Origin of the sequence: Solibacillus sp. FSL R7-0682 (genome assembly GCF_038005985.1) — a bacterium.
GTDB lineage: Bacteria > Bacillota > Bacilli > Bacillales_A > Planococcaceae > Solibacillus.
Map to the genome: position 1 here is coordinate 560469 of NZ_JBBOUI010000001.1, position 14532 is coordinate 575000.

Sequence of the window (14532 nt, forward strand, 5' to 3'; positions counted from 1 at the left end):
CAATAAGTTGCGGTTATTTTACGCATAAATTTGAAAATTATAGTATTGGAACTACAAGTTTTGTCAAAGCATTGTTATAATACAATAAAGACCGCTAGAATTATTAGCTATGACGAAAAGGTGGGGCTTCAAATGGCATTACCGATTGAAGGAGAAACGATACAAATACATAGTTACAAGCATAATGGTAGTATCCACCGTGTCTGGCAAGAAACAATGGTTTTAAAAGCAACCAAAAATATAATTATTGGTGCAAATGAAAAAACACTTGTTACAGAGTCAGATGGGCGAACTTGGTTGACACGGGAGCCATCAATTTGTTATTTCCATGCAGAACATTGGTTTAACATTATTTGTATGTTGAGAGAAGACGGCGTTTACTATTATTGCAACATCAGCTCTCCCTTTGTATTTGACAATAACTGCTTAAAGTACATTGATTATGATTTGGATGTTAAAGTATTCCCGGATATGAGTCACGCGTTATTAGATGAAGATGAATATGAGCAGCACAGGTTAGAGATGAATTATCCAGAAGTGATTGATAAAATTTTAAAACGTAATGTGAAAACATTAGTTAGCTGGATCGAGCAACGACGCGGTCCATTTGCACCCGACTTTATTCAATCATGGACAAACCGTTATGAGCTACTCAGTGAAATTCAAGCGAATAAAGAAGAATGATAAGCACAGGCAAACGTAAAGAATGCGTTTGCCTGTGTTTTTTGTTTTAGAGTATTTCTTGCTCTCAAGCAAACCGTTCCTCAAATAATGACAATTTATGATATCATTGTTGCTGTTGCAAAATTAACTATAGGGGAAGTGTTTTTGCATTGGACAGTATTAAACGTTATATGCGTTTCGTTAAACCATATAAATTTTTATTATTTTTAACCATTATTATTGGGATAGTAAAATTTGCGATTCCGCTATTTTTACCGTGGCTATTACAAGTTGTTTTAGATGATGTGTTATTAAATAATGATCTGACAAAAGATGAAAAGATGAATCAGCTCTTTACTTGGATTGGTATTGCACTCGTTTTATTCTTTATAATTCGTCCGCCAATTGAATATTATCGCCAATATTTTGCGCAAAATTTAAGTAATAATATTCTATTTGATATACGTAAAGAATTGTACGGGCACTTACAAAAATTAAGTTTAAAGTATTATGCGAATACCCGCGCTGGAGAGGTTATTTCGCGAGTTATTAATGATGTAGAGCAAACGAAAAACTTTGTTATGACAGGTCTCATGAACTTATGGTTAGACCTTGTAACAATTTTGATTGTAATAGGGATTATGTTCTCGATGGATGTAAAGCTAACAATTGTTTCGCTTTTTGCCCTGCCGTTCTATGCGATTAGTGTGAAATTTTTCTTTGGCAAGCTACGTAGCCTAACGAAAGATCGTTCACAAGCACTAGCAGGTGTACAAAGTTACTTGCATGAGCGAGTAGCTGGAATGAGTATTATTAAAAGTTTCACATTAGAAAAACATGAACAGCAAATTTTCGATGAAACGAATGGCGAGTTTTTAAATAAAGCTTTAGCACATTCACGTTGGAATGCAAAATCTTTTGCAGTCGTCAATACGATAACAGATATGGCCCCGCTTATTGTCATAGGTTTTGCAGGGCATCAATTTTTAAATGATGACTTAACAATCGGGGTGATGGTAGCGTTTTATGCGTATATTGAACGATTATACGGACCACTTCGCCGATTAGTAAGCTCATCAACAATGTTAACGCAATCCATTGCATCGATGGACCGTATGTTTGAGCTCATGGATGAGAAATATGACGTGCAAAATAAGGTAGCTGCACTTGAATTGCCTACTGCACAAGGGAAGCTTCAATTTGAGCATGTAATATTCAAATACGATGCAGAGGGCAAAGCGATTTTAAATAATGTTGACTTTACGATTGAGCCTGGACAAACAGTGGCCTTTGTCGGTATGAGTGGTGGGGGTAAATCGACAATTGTCAGCTTAATTCCTCGTTTTTATGATGTAACAAGTGGTGCAGTGAAAATTGATGACGTTAATGTTAAGGATGTCACTATTCAATCTCTACGATCACAAATAGGGATTGTGCTACAAGATAATATTTTATTTAGTGATTCCGTGAAGCAAAATATTATAATGGGGAACCCGAATGCGACGGATGAAGAAATTATTGCGGCTGCAAAGGCAGCAAATGCCCATGACTTTATTATGAACTTACCAGATGGCTACAATACGAAGGTAGGGGAGCGCGGTGTCAAACTTTCAGGTGGACAAAAGCAACGGGTTGCAATTGCTCGAGTATTTTTAAAAAATCCACCGATTTTAGTGCTAGATGAAGCGACATCAGCACTCGATTTAGAAAGCGAAGCGTTAATTCAAGAGTCACTCGATCGATTAGCCCATAATCGTACGACAATTGTCATTGCACACCGTTTATCCACAATCACACATGCAGATAAAATTTTTGTTATTGAACATGGTGAGGTTGTTGAGAGTGGAAATCATGAGCAGTTAATGCAAAATAAAGCGGTCTACTATAATTTATTCCAAGTACAAAAGCTTGATTAAAGTAAAGATTATTAGGAAAGTCGGTTTCCATACAGTGTCTATATATTGAGACTGTTAAATTTCTTATTTTAGTCAACAAAAGAATAAATGTATTGATACAAATATCTAGTATACAAAAGGCTGTGTGAGAAGTTATAAACTTTTCATGCAGCCTCTTTTTTATTAGTAAACTTATAAATGGTAGAGTCGAATAATGTAGAAAAAGTAGACTTAAAATACAAATTGAATACATATAATAGAATAATGTTGTAAATTAATATTCGTTGTAATATCATATGTTAAAATACTTTTAATTTTCAGATAATTGAGGTGGTCGTGTGAACCGGCAAGCAATTCTAGAAGTGAAGAATCTTGAAACGACTTTTTTTACGGATGGCGGAAACATAGCAGCTGTAGACCGTATTAGCTTCTCGGTTTATGAGGGCGAGGTACTTGCGATTGTAGGGGAATCGGGCTGTGGAAAAAGTGTGACATCATTATCGATTATGGGGCTAGTTCCGAGTCCACCTGGAAAGATTACAAATGGCGAAATATTATTAAAAGGGCAAGATATCTCAAAGTATAAAGAGAAGCAAATGCGAAAAATTCGTGGGAAAGAAATCGCAATGATTTTTCAAGAACCTATGACATCCCTTAATCCCCTATTTACGATTGGAAATCAACTAATTGAAGCAATTTTAATCCATAATCCGAAGTGGTCTAAAAAGCAGGCAACAAAGAAAGCGATTGAAATGATGAAGTTAGTTGGACTGCCACGAGCAGAGGAGCTTATTAAAGAATACCCCCATCAATTATCAGGAGGAATGCGACAACGTGTCATGATTGCAATGGCATTAGTATGCGATCCTAAACTGCTCATAGCGGATGAGCCCACAACTGCGCTAGATGTAACGATTCAAGCGCAAATTCTTAAATTAATGCGTGATTTAAACGAACGACTTCATACAGCTGTACTTCTCATTACCCATGACCTTGGCGTAGTCGCTGAAACATGCGAACGAGTAATTGTAATGTACGCAGGTCAGATTGTGGAAGAAGCACCGGTAAACGAAATTTTTAAAAACCCACAACACCCGTATACGAAAGGTTTAATACAATCCGTACCTGATATGCGCCATAAAAAGGATTCATTGTATTCGATCCCTGGAAATGTTCCAAAACCAGGATCGATCGCAAGTGGATGTCGATTTGCGCCGCGTTGTGAATTTGCTCATGAACGTTGCATGATGGAAAACCCATCACTTTACGGAACATCCGAAACTCATAAAGCTAGATGTTTCCTACTTGATGTAGAAGGAGGGGTTCCGAATGTCGAAAGTGTTATTGAAAGTTGAAAATTTAAAAAAGTTCTTTCCAATCCGGCATGGTATGTTTGCTCGTCATGTCGGCGATGTAAAGGCGGTTGATGACGTTTCCTTTGAATTGTATGAGGGGGAAACACTGGGGATAGTAGGCGAATCAGGCTGTGGTAAATCAACTACAGGTCGTGCGATCATGCGACTTCATGAGCCAACTGAAGGAACAGTGATTTTTAATGGAGTCGAGTTGACGAAGTTAAATTCAGAAGAAATGCGTAAAGCACGGCGTGATATTCAAATGGTATTTCAAGATCCGTATGCTTCGTTAAACCCAAGACACACCGTTGGGAAAATACTTGAAGAACCCCTTATCGTTCATGGGATTGGGAATGCAGCAGAGCGCAAACAGAAAGTACATGAATATCTGGAAATTGTAGGATTAAATGCTTATCATGCAAAGCGATATCCACACCAATTTAGCGGCGGTCAGCGTCAAAGGATTGGTATTGCGCGAGCACTCATGACAAATCCAAAGCTAATTATTGCAGATGAACCTGTATCAGCACTGGATGTATCAATTCAAGCACAAGTGTTAAATTTAATGCAAAAATTGCAGGAAGATTTAAAGCTTACTTATATCTTTATTGCTCATGATTTAGGTGTTGTTCGCCATATTAGTGATCGGGTTGGTGTGATGTATTTAGGTAGATTAGTAGAGCTTTCTGAAAGTGAATCGCTTTATAATGAACCGCTACATCCATATACACAAGCTTTATTGTCCGCCGTACCAATTCCGGACCCACAATTTGAACGTGAGCAAATAATTTTGAAGGGGGATATTCCAAGCCCATCAAATCCACCACTAGGCTGTGCATTCCATACGCGTTGTCCTCTTGCAATGGAGCGTTGTAAACAAGACGTTCCGGTATTAAGGGAAGTTAAAATTGGTCATTCTGTTGCGTGTCATTTATATAGTGGAACGCAACAATGATAATAGAACATCATTTCTAGGGGGTATTTTATTGAAGAAAGGGTATTTGAAATTATTAAGTCTAGTTATGCTTTTAACAATGGCGCTATTTTTAGCTGCATGTGGATCTGACGATGCCAATTCATCTGGAGAGACAGAAACAGATACAGGCACACCAACAACTGAAAATACAGACGATTCAAGTTCTTCAACACCTCAAGTTTTAGTATTTGGACGTGGTGCAGATTCAGTATCACTTGATCCAGGTATCGTTACGGATGGAGAATCTTTTAAAGTTACACAAAACCTCTTTGAAACACTATTAAATTTCGGAGAGCAGGATACAACAATACATCCAGGCTTAGCGAAGGAATGGACTGTATCGGATGATGGTCTAACGTATACATTCCAATTACAAGAGGGTGTTAAATTCCACGATGGCACGGACTTTAATGCGGAAGCAGTTATTAAGAATGTAGATCGTTGGAAAGGTGGTAAAGAGGAAGACTTCTATTACTTCAATTCGATGTTTAAAGCAGAGGGTGAAGATATTATTTCAGAGGTTACCTCAGAAGGGGATTACACAGTAATCTTCAAATTATCTCGTCCACAAGCACCATTCCTTAAAAACTTGGCGATGAGTCCATTCGGTATCGGATCGCCAACAGCATTTGAAGCTGCTGGGGATAAATTTGGTGATAATCCTGTAGGAACAGGACCATTCAAATTTACTGAATGGAAACGTAATGATTCAATTACAATTGAAAAGTTTGAAGATTACTGGGAAGAAGGGTTACCGAAATTAGATAAAGTAATCTTCCGTTCAATTCCAGATAACTCAGCTCGATTAAATGAATTAATAGCTGGTCATATCGACTTGGCAGACGGGGTTAACCCATCTGACGGTAAAACAGTTGAAGGAAATTCAGAATTACAGTTAATTGAGCGTCCATCTATGAATATTGGTTATTTAGGTTTAACAAACACGCGTGCACCATTTGATAATAAATTAGTTCGACAAGCTGTCAATTATGCAATTAATAAACAGGCAATTGTAGATGCATTTTTTGAGGGACGTGCGGAAGTAGCAGCAAACCCGATGCCACCATCAATTAGTGGCTATAACGATGCAATTTCTCCATACCCATATGATCCAGAAAAAGCGAAAGCTTTATTAGCGGAAGCTGGTTATGATGGAAAAGAAATTGAACTATGGGCAATGCCAGTTCCTCGTCCATATATGCCAGACGGAGCAAAGGTTGCTGAAGTTATTCAGAAAAACCTAGAGGATGTTGGAATCCCATCTAAAATTGTAACATTTGAATGGGCGACGTATTTAGATAAGGCAAAAGACGGTGAAGCAGATGCATTCATGCTTGGATGGACTGGTGATAATGGAGATGCAGATAACTTCATCTACACATTATTAGATAAGGACAATATTGGAAGTAATAACTATGCGTATTACTCAAATGATGAGGTGCATGACTTATTAATTAAGGCACAATCTGAGACGGATGAGAATGTACGTAATGATTTATACAAAAAAGCTCAAGAAATCATTCATGAGGATGCGCCTTGGGTACCACTTGCACACTCAACACCACTACTTGCTGCAAAAGCTGGTGTGAAAGGATTCTTACCACACCCAACTGGCTCTGACAAATTAGATAATGTTTCAATAGAATAATAAAAAAGAAGGGGGAGGTAACACGCCTCTCCCTTTTCTTATTACTTACACATTCAATCGTAAAAGGGGTGAAGATAATGCTTCACTACATTGGCAAACGTTTATTACATTTAATACCTGTATTGCTGGGAATGTCATTTATCGTTTTTTTAATTATTCGTGCAATTCCAGGGGATCCAGCGCAAGTTATTTTAGGCCAGCAAGCTACAGCTGAAGCGATTGCTGCTCTTCGACAAAAACTAGGGCTTGATAATCCTTGGTATGTACAATATATAGAATACCTAAAGGGGATTTTTACAGGTGATTTAGGTGAATCACTTAGAACGAGGCAACCAATCTCTGCAGAAGTATGGCCTTATTTAGCAGCTACATTTGAGCTTGCATTTTTCGCAATGCTATTAGCAATCTTTATCGGTGTCAATGCGGGTATCATTTCTGCTTGGTTCCAAAATTCCTGGTTTGATTATTTGGCAATGGTAATTGCACTAATTGGAGTATCAATGCCAATCTTCTGGTTGGGCTTAATGGAGCAGTGGGCTTTTGGTATACAGCTAGGATGGCTTCCAACTTCAGGGCGCGAAGAAGTGCGAGATCCCGTTATGGCTATTACGAATTTTTATTTAATAGATACTTTACTACAAGGTCGCTTTGATCAATTTATTGTCGTGTTAAAGCATTTAATTTTACCAGGTTTGGCACTTGCTACAATTCCTACAGCAATTATCGCTCGCATTACCCGTGCATCGATGCTTGAGGTTATGCGCTCGGATTTTGTACGTACAGCACGTGCAAAAGGACAAAGAATGTTTATCGTAATCTATAAACACGCACTAAAAAATGCGTTAATTCCAGTATTAACTGTGATTGGTTTACAAACAGGCATGTTGCTTGGCGGTGCAATATTAACTGAAACGATTTTTAGCTGGCCAGGCGTCGGACGCTATATATATGAAGCAATTGGCTTCCGTGATTATCCAGTAATTCAGTCAGGAATTTTAATTGTAGCATTTTTATTTGTCATGATTAATTTGGTCGTCGACATTCTTTATACAGTAATTGATTCCCGCATTAAATACAATTAGGAAGGAGGCGCCCTAAGAATGACTGAAATTGTAACGGAAAAACTAGTAATACAAGAGGAAAAGGTGAGAGGACCATGGCTAGAAGCATGGTCAAGCTTTAAAAAGAATAAGTCAGCCTTAGTTGGAAGTGGAATTGTTTTATTTTTTGTTCTACTAGCAATTATCGGTCCATCTATTGCTCCGCAAGGCATAAATGATCAAAATTTAACCCTTCGCTTACAGCCTCCGTCCGCTGAATTTTGGTTTGGAACAGATGATCTAGGTCGCGATGTACTTTCGAGAATTTTACATGGGGCACGACTTTCTTTGACGGTTGGCTTATCTGCGGTTTTAATTTCTGCGGTAGTCGGTAGTTTTTTAGGGATAATTGCAGGGTATTACGGACGATTAGTGGATACAATAATATCGAGGATTTTCGATATTATGTTAGCTTTCCCTAGTATATTACTAGCGATTGCGGTTGTATCGATTTTAGGCCCATCTTTACAAAATGCATTAATTGCTATTGCCATTATCAATATTCCTAGTTTCGGCCGACTTATTCGTTCTCGGGTATTAAGTATAAAAGAAGAAGAATACATTCATGCAGCGAGAGCGATTGGTATGAAAAATACGCGAATTTTATGGAAGCATATATTACCAAATTCGATGACACCGGTAATAGTACAAGGTACGCTTTCTATTGCAACGGCGATTATTGAGGCAGCAGCACTAGGTTTCTTAGGTTTAGGCGCTGAAGCACCTCAGCCAGAATGGGGCAAAATGTTAGCTGATGCACGTATGTTTTTATTAAATGCACCGTGGGCAATGATCTTCCCAGGACTAGCTATTATGCTTACGGTAATAGGTTTTAACTTAATGGGTGACGGTTTACGAGATGCATTAGACCCGAAAATGAAAAGTTGAAAAATGGAGAAGCACATATGAACTATTGTGCTTCTCCATTTTCGTTAGGTTAGTAAAATTCTACTTCTAAATCAACATTTTTTTCGTCACTATGATAGCTTCGGTAGGACACAATTAACGTATCTAAGTGTTCTAAGTTTTCCTCATAATCTAATATTCGCGATAAAATGTACAACAAATGATAGCTCGAAAATTGTTCATCTTCTTCGGCCTCTTCTTGTGCAATCGCGATTTGCTTGATGAATTGCTCCATCAATTCACTGCCCTGCAAATATTCTTCATGACGAGTCCACTTTGAATGCTCTGGCCTCAGCTTACCGGTATACTTCAATAAGAGTTGTTCATGATACGTTAGTAAAAAATCTAACCGTTCTTGAATTATAATTTGAAATTGCTTCGGTAATTTGCCAAGCTCATTTTCGTGCTTATGCAAACGACCTAATAATTCAAGGCTCTTTTTTGAAGTAATGAGCATTTGGCGATAAACGACAAGCTTACGAGCCTTTACAAACTTTTGATTTTTAAAGTAGCTACGTTCTTCCTTAAAGAAATCATACATCGTATCAAGCTCGCTTAACCGAGAATGCAATTTAGTAATAGCTATTTTCGTAGAAGTATGCTCACTTGCCTGACGCACTGCCAGTCTAGTCCAGCGAATGATATCATCCTGTACAAAGTTGATTTGTTTAAATAATTTCACTTCATACTTAGGTGGTAAGAACACTAAATTTACAATAAATGCAGCAAAAACTCCGAGCATGACAGTTCCGAAACGGATAAGTCCGAACATTAAAAATTCGTCTCCAGGCACTTCCATTATGGCAATGACCGTAACAAGTGCGAGCGAGATCGATTTTTCTAATTTTAATTTCATCATTAATCCAATTACGATAATTGCAGCAATGCCAATTGCAACAATGTGATGTCCAAATATGAGACCAAAAACGACGGCAATTGTGGCGCCAATTAAGTTCCCTTGAATTTGTTCTAAAATAGTAAGATAAGAGCGGTAAATGGATGGTTGAATGGCAAAAACAGCTGCAATCCCAGCAAATACTGGAGATGGTACATTTAAAAGTTCGGCTAAAAATAATGCAAAAACAATGGCCACACCTGTTTTTAATACACGTGCTCCTAATTTCATTGAAAAGGTTCCTCCTTTCCTACCCAATATGTAAAAAGCGGGCCGCTATAAACAATATACTTATAGCGGCCATGAATTGAAAGATTATAGTTGGGAGAATGCGTAGTCTACTGCCTTTAATGTTTCTTGGACATCTTCTTCTGTATGTTCTGTTGTTAAAAACCAAGCTTCGTATTTTGAAGGAGCTAAGTTAATCCCTTGCGAAAGCATAAGCTTAAAGAATCGCCCAAATTTTTCACCGTCAGTATTTTCAGCCTGCTCATAGTTTTCTACTTTTTCATCTGTGAAGTATACAGCAAAAGCACCTTTAAGACGATTTAAAGTAATTGTCACATTATGCTTTTTGGCAGCTGTTAAAATACCTTCTTCCAGTAAAGCACCAAGACGGTCCATTTCTTCATAAATACCAGGTTGTTTTAATACCTCTAAGCAAGCGATACCTGCTTGCATACTTGCAGGGTTACCTGCCATCGTGCCAGCTTGGTATGCTGGACCAAGTGGAGCAACTGTTTCCATTACTTCTTTTCGGCCACCATAAGCACCAATTGGTAAACCGCCACCGATCACTTTACCCATTGCAACTAAATCCGGTGTTAAACCAAGAAGAGTATGTGCGGCACCATAATGGAAGCGGAACGCTGTGATGACTTCATCGTGAATTGTTAAAGCACCATATTGTTTTGCTAATGTGTGAACATGCTCTAAGAACCCTTTATTTGGCTCCACAATTCCGAAGTTCCCAACGATTGGTTCAATTAAAATTCCTGCTATGTCTTTACCCCATTTTTCCATAGCCAATGTAAATTCTTCTTCATTATTAAATGGTACTGTGATGACTTCTGTTGCTACTGCTTCGGGAACACCTGCTGAGTCTGGTGAACCAAGTGTAGCAGGACCAGAGCCAGCTGCTACTAAAACTTGGTCGAAGTGACCATGGTAGCAACCCGCAAATTTAATGATTTTTGTGCGTCCTGTATATGCACGAGCAACACGTACTGTTGTCATAACTGCTTCTGTACCTGAATTGTTAAAACGCACTTTATCTAATGTAGGAATAGCTTCTTTTAACATTTTTGCAAATGTTATTTCATGCTCAGTAGGAGTTCCGAATAAAACACCTGTTTCTGCAGCATGAGCAATTGCTTTAGCGATGTGTGGGTGGCCATGACCTGTTACGATAGGTCCATAAGCAGCTAAATAGTCGATGTAGCGATTGCCATCAACATCCCAAAAGTATGCGCCTTTTCCACGGGCCATAACGACTGGTGCGCCACCGCCGACTGCTTTATAAGAACGTGAAGGGCTGTTTACACCGCCAACAATATGTTCGAGTGCTTCAGTGTGTAGTTGTTCAGATTTTGTATGATTCATTTATGATTCCTCCAAATGGTCGCATTATATATAATCTTTTCTATTGTAGTATGTATTGGAGTGTAAAGCCAAAGAATTTGAAACAACGGGCATTGTTTTGTACGATAGAAGAAAATTTAGGAGGTAATGTAGCAATGACTTTAGAAAATACAAAGGCACCTCAGTTTTCGTTGCCAAATGAAAATGGAGATATCGTTCGATTAGATGGTTTTAAGGGGAAAAATGTAATTCTTTATTTTTATCCGAAAGATTTAACGCCAGGATGTACAACGCAAGCATGCGACTTTCGTGATAAGCATGATGACTTTTCCGAGCTTAATGCAGTGATTTTAGGCGTTAGTATGGATGATGCAAGTAAGCATACGAAGTTTATTGAAAAACATGGCCTACCATTTTCATTGTTAGTTGATGCAAACCATGAAATAGCAGAAAAATACGGTGTGTGGGTACTGAAGAAAAACTTCGGCAAGGAGTATATGGGGATAGAGCGCACAACTTTTTTAATTAATGAAGAGGGGATTATCGAAAAAGAGTGGCGTAAAGTACGTGTAAAAAATCATATTGAAGATGTGTTAAGCTATTTAAAAATACGCACAAAGTAAATTTTTGTTAACAGCTGTGCATAAAGGGGAGTCTAAATGACAACGATTTATTTTACATTTGAACCAAGAGAAGACTTGAAAAATCCATTAGTCGCCGAATTTCCACAAGTGAAATTTGAATTTGATACAAAATTAGATCCAGCCAAATTGGCTAACTCAGAAATATTAGTTACATATGGAGAGGATTTAAAAGAGGAGCATCTCGAGCGAGCAGAAAAGTTGGAGTGGATATTCGTTGCTTCAGCAGGTATCGAGAAAATGCCAGCGGAGGCAATAGCAAAACGAAATATTATTGTTTCTAATGTACGTGGTATTCACAAAAAGCCAATGACAGAATCGATATTGGCCCATATTTTAGCGTTAAAGCGTGCCATTCCATTCGTTTACGAGCAGCAAAAGAAAAAGGAATGGAATAAAAAAGCGAGGGTCTCAGAGCTAAACGGTAGTACAGCATTAATTATTGGTCCTGGAGCAATTGGAGGAGAGATTGGCCGAATTTTACAAGCCTTTGATGTATATACGATAGGCTGTAATCGTTCGTCGGAACCTGCTCCCTATATGGATGAAACATATTCATTAAATGAATTAAAAGAACAATTACCTAAGGCAGATATCGTGATTTCAATGCTTCCATCAACGAAAGAAACGAGGCATTTACTGTCGTATGAACATTTTAAACTAATGAAGGAATCGGCTATTTTTATGAATTTTGGCCGTGGCGATTTAGTGGAAACAGAAGTACTTGTAAAAGTATTAGAAGACAAACTTGTTGCACATGCCGTTCTTGATGTATATGAAATTGAACCCCTACCAACAACTAGCGCGTTATGGGAGTTAGAAAATGTTACACTTTCTCCGCATTTTTCAAGTCATTCTTCACGTTATGTAGAGCGTAGCTTAGAAATTTTTAAACCAAGCTTGCAAAAATGGCTGAACGGAGAACGAGACCTTGATAATAAAATGAATATTTTACGTGGATACTAATTGAGAATTTAACCCTTTTATTACAAAGTTTCTATAAAATATTTTCAATTAGAGTTTTGATAAAATAGTAGTCTAAATTACAAGATTAAGTGAAATTCACTTAATTGGTAATAAGCAATTGTTGACAAGTTGTGGATAAATTCGATACACTATTTATAACAATTATAAAATAATAATATGTGTGAAGAGAGGTGCACAACGATGTCTGAAATGCATTTAAAAGATGCGCTAGACACGTTAAAGACAACTGGTGTAAGAATTACTCCTCAGCGTCATGCGATTTTAGAATATTTAATTCAAAGTATGATTCACCCAACAGCTGATGATATCTACAAAGCACTTGGTGATAAATTTCCAAATATGAGTGTAGCGACAGTATATAATAATTTACGTGTATTTCGGGAAGTAGGTTTAGTAAAAGAGTTAACTTACGGAGATGCAGCAAGTCGTTTTGATTTTGTTACTGGAGATCATTACCATATGATTTGTGAATGCTGTGGTAAAATTGTGGATTTCCATTACCCAGGGTTAAATGAAGTTGAGCAATTCGCTTCGCATGTTACAGGCTTTGAAGTAAATTCACATCGTTTAGAAGTCTATGGTACATGTCCTGATTGTGTCGCAACTAGCGCAAAAAAAGTATTTTAATTAGACCTAGCAGTAAGTATCCTGCTAGGTTTTTATATTTTATAAAAAAAGTGTGCAATCAAAATGATGCACACTTAAAACGTTATTTCTTACTATTATAAGATTGATCAAACTCTTTACCTTCTAAATTAGGGTCCATTGTAAGTGGTTCATTACAATACATACATAAGTCTACGCGCCCTAAAATCTTTGTCCATTTTCCGCATTCTGGACAAACAACTTGCACAGCACGAGTTGATAACAACCCAATCCAGCCATAGACAACGGTACTACCAATAATACATAACAGACCGATTGACATGAAAAGTAGAACTAATAGTTGATTTTCTCTGAAGAAAATAGCACCGTACATAATGACAAAACCGATAAAAATAAGAGCCAGTGCGAAGGAACGGATTTTATTAATTTTATTGCTATATTTTTTCATATCGTTTGCCTCCCAATCTAAATTATACTATAACATAAATTGGATTTAATTTAGTAGATGTGAAAGAAAATGGATATTAGTGATTATTTTAAAACAAAATACGGTTTTAAAAGGATTTGTAAAATAAGATGTCGAAATGAAACTCTAGTTGTATTAATAATGATGGATTACTAATAGGAAATAAAGAACGATTTTAATACTTACTAGTTAAATTGTCTTATACCATTTACAATGTGTATATAATTATTAGTAGTGAATTTCTTAGGGGGAACATTATGGAACACATTTTAAGACCGATTTATCAAGAACGCGCTAGCCAACCTGATACATTGGGAGTTATTTTAATAAATAAACGTGAAGATGCATTGAATGTGACAGATACTTTTGATGCGGTTCTTCTTATTATAGTAAAAGAAGCAGCTTCTCCAATATTTTCGAAACATTATGCATATGGTGAAGCAAAAATGGTTATGCACATTTTAACAGAAGAACGACTGCGGAAATGGATTTTTATTGGCTCCAATAAGCGTTTAGTAGACTGGCTCTTACATGGTAAAGTGATGTTCGACCGTAATGAATTTTTATTTAAATTACGTTCAGAAATGCAAGAGTTCCCATTCTTCGGTAGAAAGTTAAAAACGGGTATTCAATTCGCGAAGTTAATTCGCCGTTATCAAGAGGGAAAAGAGTTTTTTGATGGCGGTCATCATTTAGATGCATACAATCATGTAATTGCCTCACTGCATCACTTAGGCCGTTTATCAATAATTGATAGTGGAAATTATCCAGAGGTAACAGTTTGGGCACAAGTAAAAAGAAATGACCCAGCTA

At 37.3% G+C, this 14532-nt stretch carries 14 protein-coding genes (1 of these 14 cut by a window edge); 11 read left to right on the forward strand and 3 right to left on the reverse strand.

Annotation, left to right across the window (positions count from 1 at the left end):
• Positions 1 to 132 precede the first annotated feature (132 nt).
• The 7 genes from ntdP to MKZ17_RS02875 all read left to right on the forward strand — a co-directional run bounded on the left by ntdP (position 133) and on the right by MKZ17_RS02875 (position 8525).
• Positions 133 to 684 carry a nucleoside tri-diphosphate phosphatase gene (ntdP, locus tag MKZ17_RS02845; RefSeq protein ID WP_340722304.1) on the forward strand — a complete coding sequence of 184 codons (552 nt, stop codon included), beginning with the start codon at positions 133 to 135 and terminating at the stop codon, positions 682 to 684.
• Positions 685 to 833: 149 nt separating this feature from the next.
• Entirely contained in the window at positions 834 to 2579 is a 1746-nt protein-coding gene (locus tag MKZ17_RS02850) for an ABC transporter ATP-binding protein (RefSeq protein WP_340722305.1), read from the forward strand.
• A gap of 317 nt (positions 2580 to 2896) precedes the next feature.
• Positions 2897 to 3913 carry an ABC transporter ATP-binding protein gene (locus MKZ17_RS02855; RefSeq protein WP_340722306.1) on the forward strand — a complete coding sequence of 339 codons (1017 nt, stop codon included), beginning with the start codon at positions 2897 to 2899 and terminating at the stop codon, positions 3911 to 3913.
• Positions 3888 to 4868 carry an ABC transporter ATP-binding protein gene (locus MKZ17_RS02860; protein WP_340722307.1) on the forward strand — a complete coding sequence of 327 codons (981 nt, stop codon included), beginning with the start codon at positions 3888 to 3890 and terminating at the stop codon, positions 4866 to 4868. Before MKZ17_RS02855 ends, MKZ17_RS02860 begins: the two co-directional genes overlap by 26 nt.
• A 31-nt stretch (positions 4869 to 4899) precedes the next feature.
• Positions 4900 to 6537 (forward strand): ABC transporter substrate-binding protein, encoded by a 1638-nt coding sequence (locus MKZ17_RS02865; RefSeq protein ID WP_445326894.1) that lies wholly within the window; start codon positions 4900 to 4902, stop codon positions 6535 to 6537.
• 77 nt (positions 6538 to 6614) lie between these two features.
• Positions 6615 to 7619 carry an ABC transporter permease gene (locus MKZ17_RS02870; protein WP_340722308.1) on the forward strand — a complete coding sequence of 335 codons (1005 nt, stop codon included), beginning with the start codon at positions 6615 to 6617 and terminating at the stop codon, positions 7617 to 7619.
• 18 nt (positions 7620 to 7637) lie between these two features.
• Entirely contained in the window at positions 7638 to 8525 is an 888-nt protein-coding gene (locus MKZ17_RS02875) for an ABC transporter permease (protein WP_340722309.1), read from the forward strand.
• Between the two features lie 49 nt (positions 8526 to 8574).
• Here the strand turns inward: MKZ17_RS02875 and MKZ17_RS02880 are convergent, their stop codons facing one another.
• Positions 8575 to 9669, reverse strand: a complete 1095-nt coding sequence (locus tag MKZ17_RS02880; RefSeq protein WP_340722310.1) for an aromatic acid exporter family protein — start codon at positions 9667 to 9669, stop codon at positions 8575 to 8577.
• 84 nt (positions 9670 to 9753) lie between these two features.
• A complete protein-coding gene (locus tag MKZ17_RS02885; protein WP_340722311.1) occupies positions 9754 to 11040 on the reverse strand; it encodes a glutamate-1-semialdehyde 2,1-aminomutase in 1287 nt (428 codons plus the stop codon).
• Positions 11041 to 11174: 134 nt separating this feature from the next.
• Here MKZ17_RS02885 and bcp point away from each other — a divergent pair, with 134 nt between their 5' ends.
• The 3 genes from bcp (at position 11175) to perR (ending at position 13274) form a co-directional block, all read left to right on the forward strand.
• On the forward strand, positions 11175 to 11642 hold the full coding sequence (gene bcp, locus MKZ17_RS02890; protein ID WP_340722312.1) for a thioredoxin-dependent thiol peroxidase: 468 nt from the start codon (positions 11175 to 11177) through the stop codon (positions 11640 to 11642).
• Between the two features lie 36 nt (positions 11643 to 11678).
• A complete protein-coding gene (locus MKZ17_RS02895) occupies positions 11679 to 12626 on the forward strand; it encodes a D-2-hydroxyacid dehydrogenase (RefSeq protein WP_340722313.1) in 948 nt (315 codons plus the stop codon).
• Positions 12627 to 12827: 201 nt separating this feature from the next.
• Positions 12828 to 13274, forward strand: a complete 447-nt coding sequence (gene perR / locus MKZ17_RS02900) for a peroxide-responsive transcriptional repressor PerR (protein ID WP_340722314.1) — start codon at positions 12828 to 12830, stop codon at positions 13272 to 13274.
• 82 nt (positions 13275 to 13356) lie between these two features.
• Here perR and MKZ17_RS02905 read toward each other — a convergent pair whose 3' ends face one another.
• On the reverse strand, positions 13357 to 13701 hold the full coding sequence (locus MKZ17_RS02905) for a YgzB family protein (protein ID WP_340722315.1): 345 nt from the start codon (positions 13699 to 13701) through the stop codon (positions 13357 to 13359).
• A 275-nt stretch (positions 13702 to 13976) separates the two neighbouring features.
• Here MKZ17_RS02905 and MKZ17_RS02910 point away from each other — a divergent pair, with 275 nt between their 5' ends.
• Positions 13977 to 14532, forward strand: the 5' portion of a protein-coding gene (locus MKZ17_RS02910) for a nucleotidyltransferase-like protein (protein WP_340722316.1). Its footprint extends 338 nt past the window's final position; only the first 556 of its 894 coding nucleotides appear in the window; it begins with the start codon at positions 13977 to 13979; its stop codon lies off the right edge, out of view.

Coding starts and splice junctions, on each gene's coding strand:
- bcp (WP_340722312.1), top strand. CDS start 11,175: ATGACTTTAGAAAATACAAAGGCACCTCAGTTTTCGTTGCCAAATGAA.
- MKZ17_RS02880 (WP_340722310.1), bottom strand. CDS start 9,669: ATGAAATTAGGAGCACGTGTATTAAAAACAGGTGTGGCCATTGTTTTT.
- perR (WP_340722314.1), top strand. CDS start 12,828: ATGTCTGAAATGCATTTAAAAGATGCGCTAGACACGTTAAAGACAACT.
- MKZ17_RS02905 (WP_340722315.1), bottom strand. CDS start 13,701: ATGAAAAAATATAGCAATAAAATTAATAAAATCCGTTCCTTCGCACTG.
- MKZ17_RS02870 (WP_340722308.1), top strand. CDS start 6,615: ATGCTTCACTACATTGGCAAACGTTTATTACATTTAATACCTGTATTG.
- MKZ17_RS02875 (WP_340722309.1), top strand. CDS start 7,638: ATGACTGAAATTGTAACGGAAAAACTAGTAATACAAGAGGAAAAGGTG.
- MKZ17_RS02885 (WP_340722311.1), bottom strand. CDS start 11,040: ATGAATCATACAAAATCTGAACAACTACACACTGAAGCACTCGAACAT.
- MKZ17_RS02860 (WP_340722307.1), top strand. CDS start 3,888: ATGTCGAAAGTGTTATTGAAAGTTGAAAATTTAAAAAAGTTCTTTCCA.
- ntdP (WP_340722304.1), top strand. CDS start 133: ATGGCATTACCGATTGAAGGAGAAACGATACAAATACATAGTTACAAG.
- MKZ17_RS02895 (WP_340722313.1), top strand. CDS start 11,679: ATGACAACGATTTATTTTACATTTGAACCAAGAGAAGACTTGAAAAAT.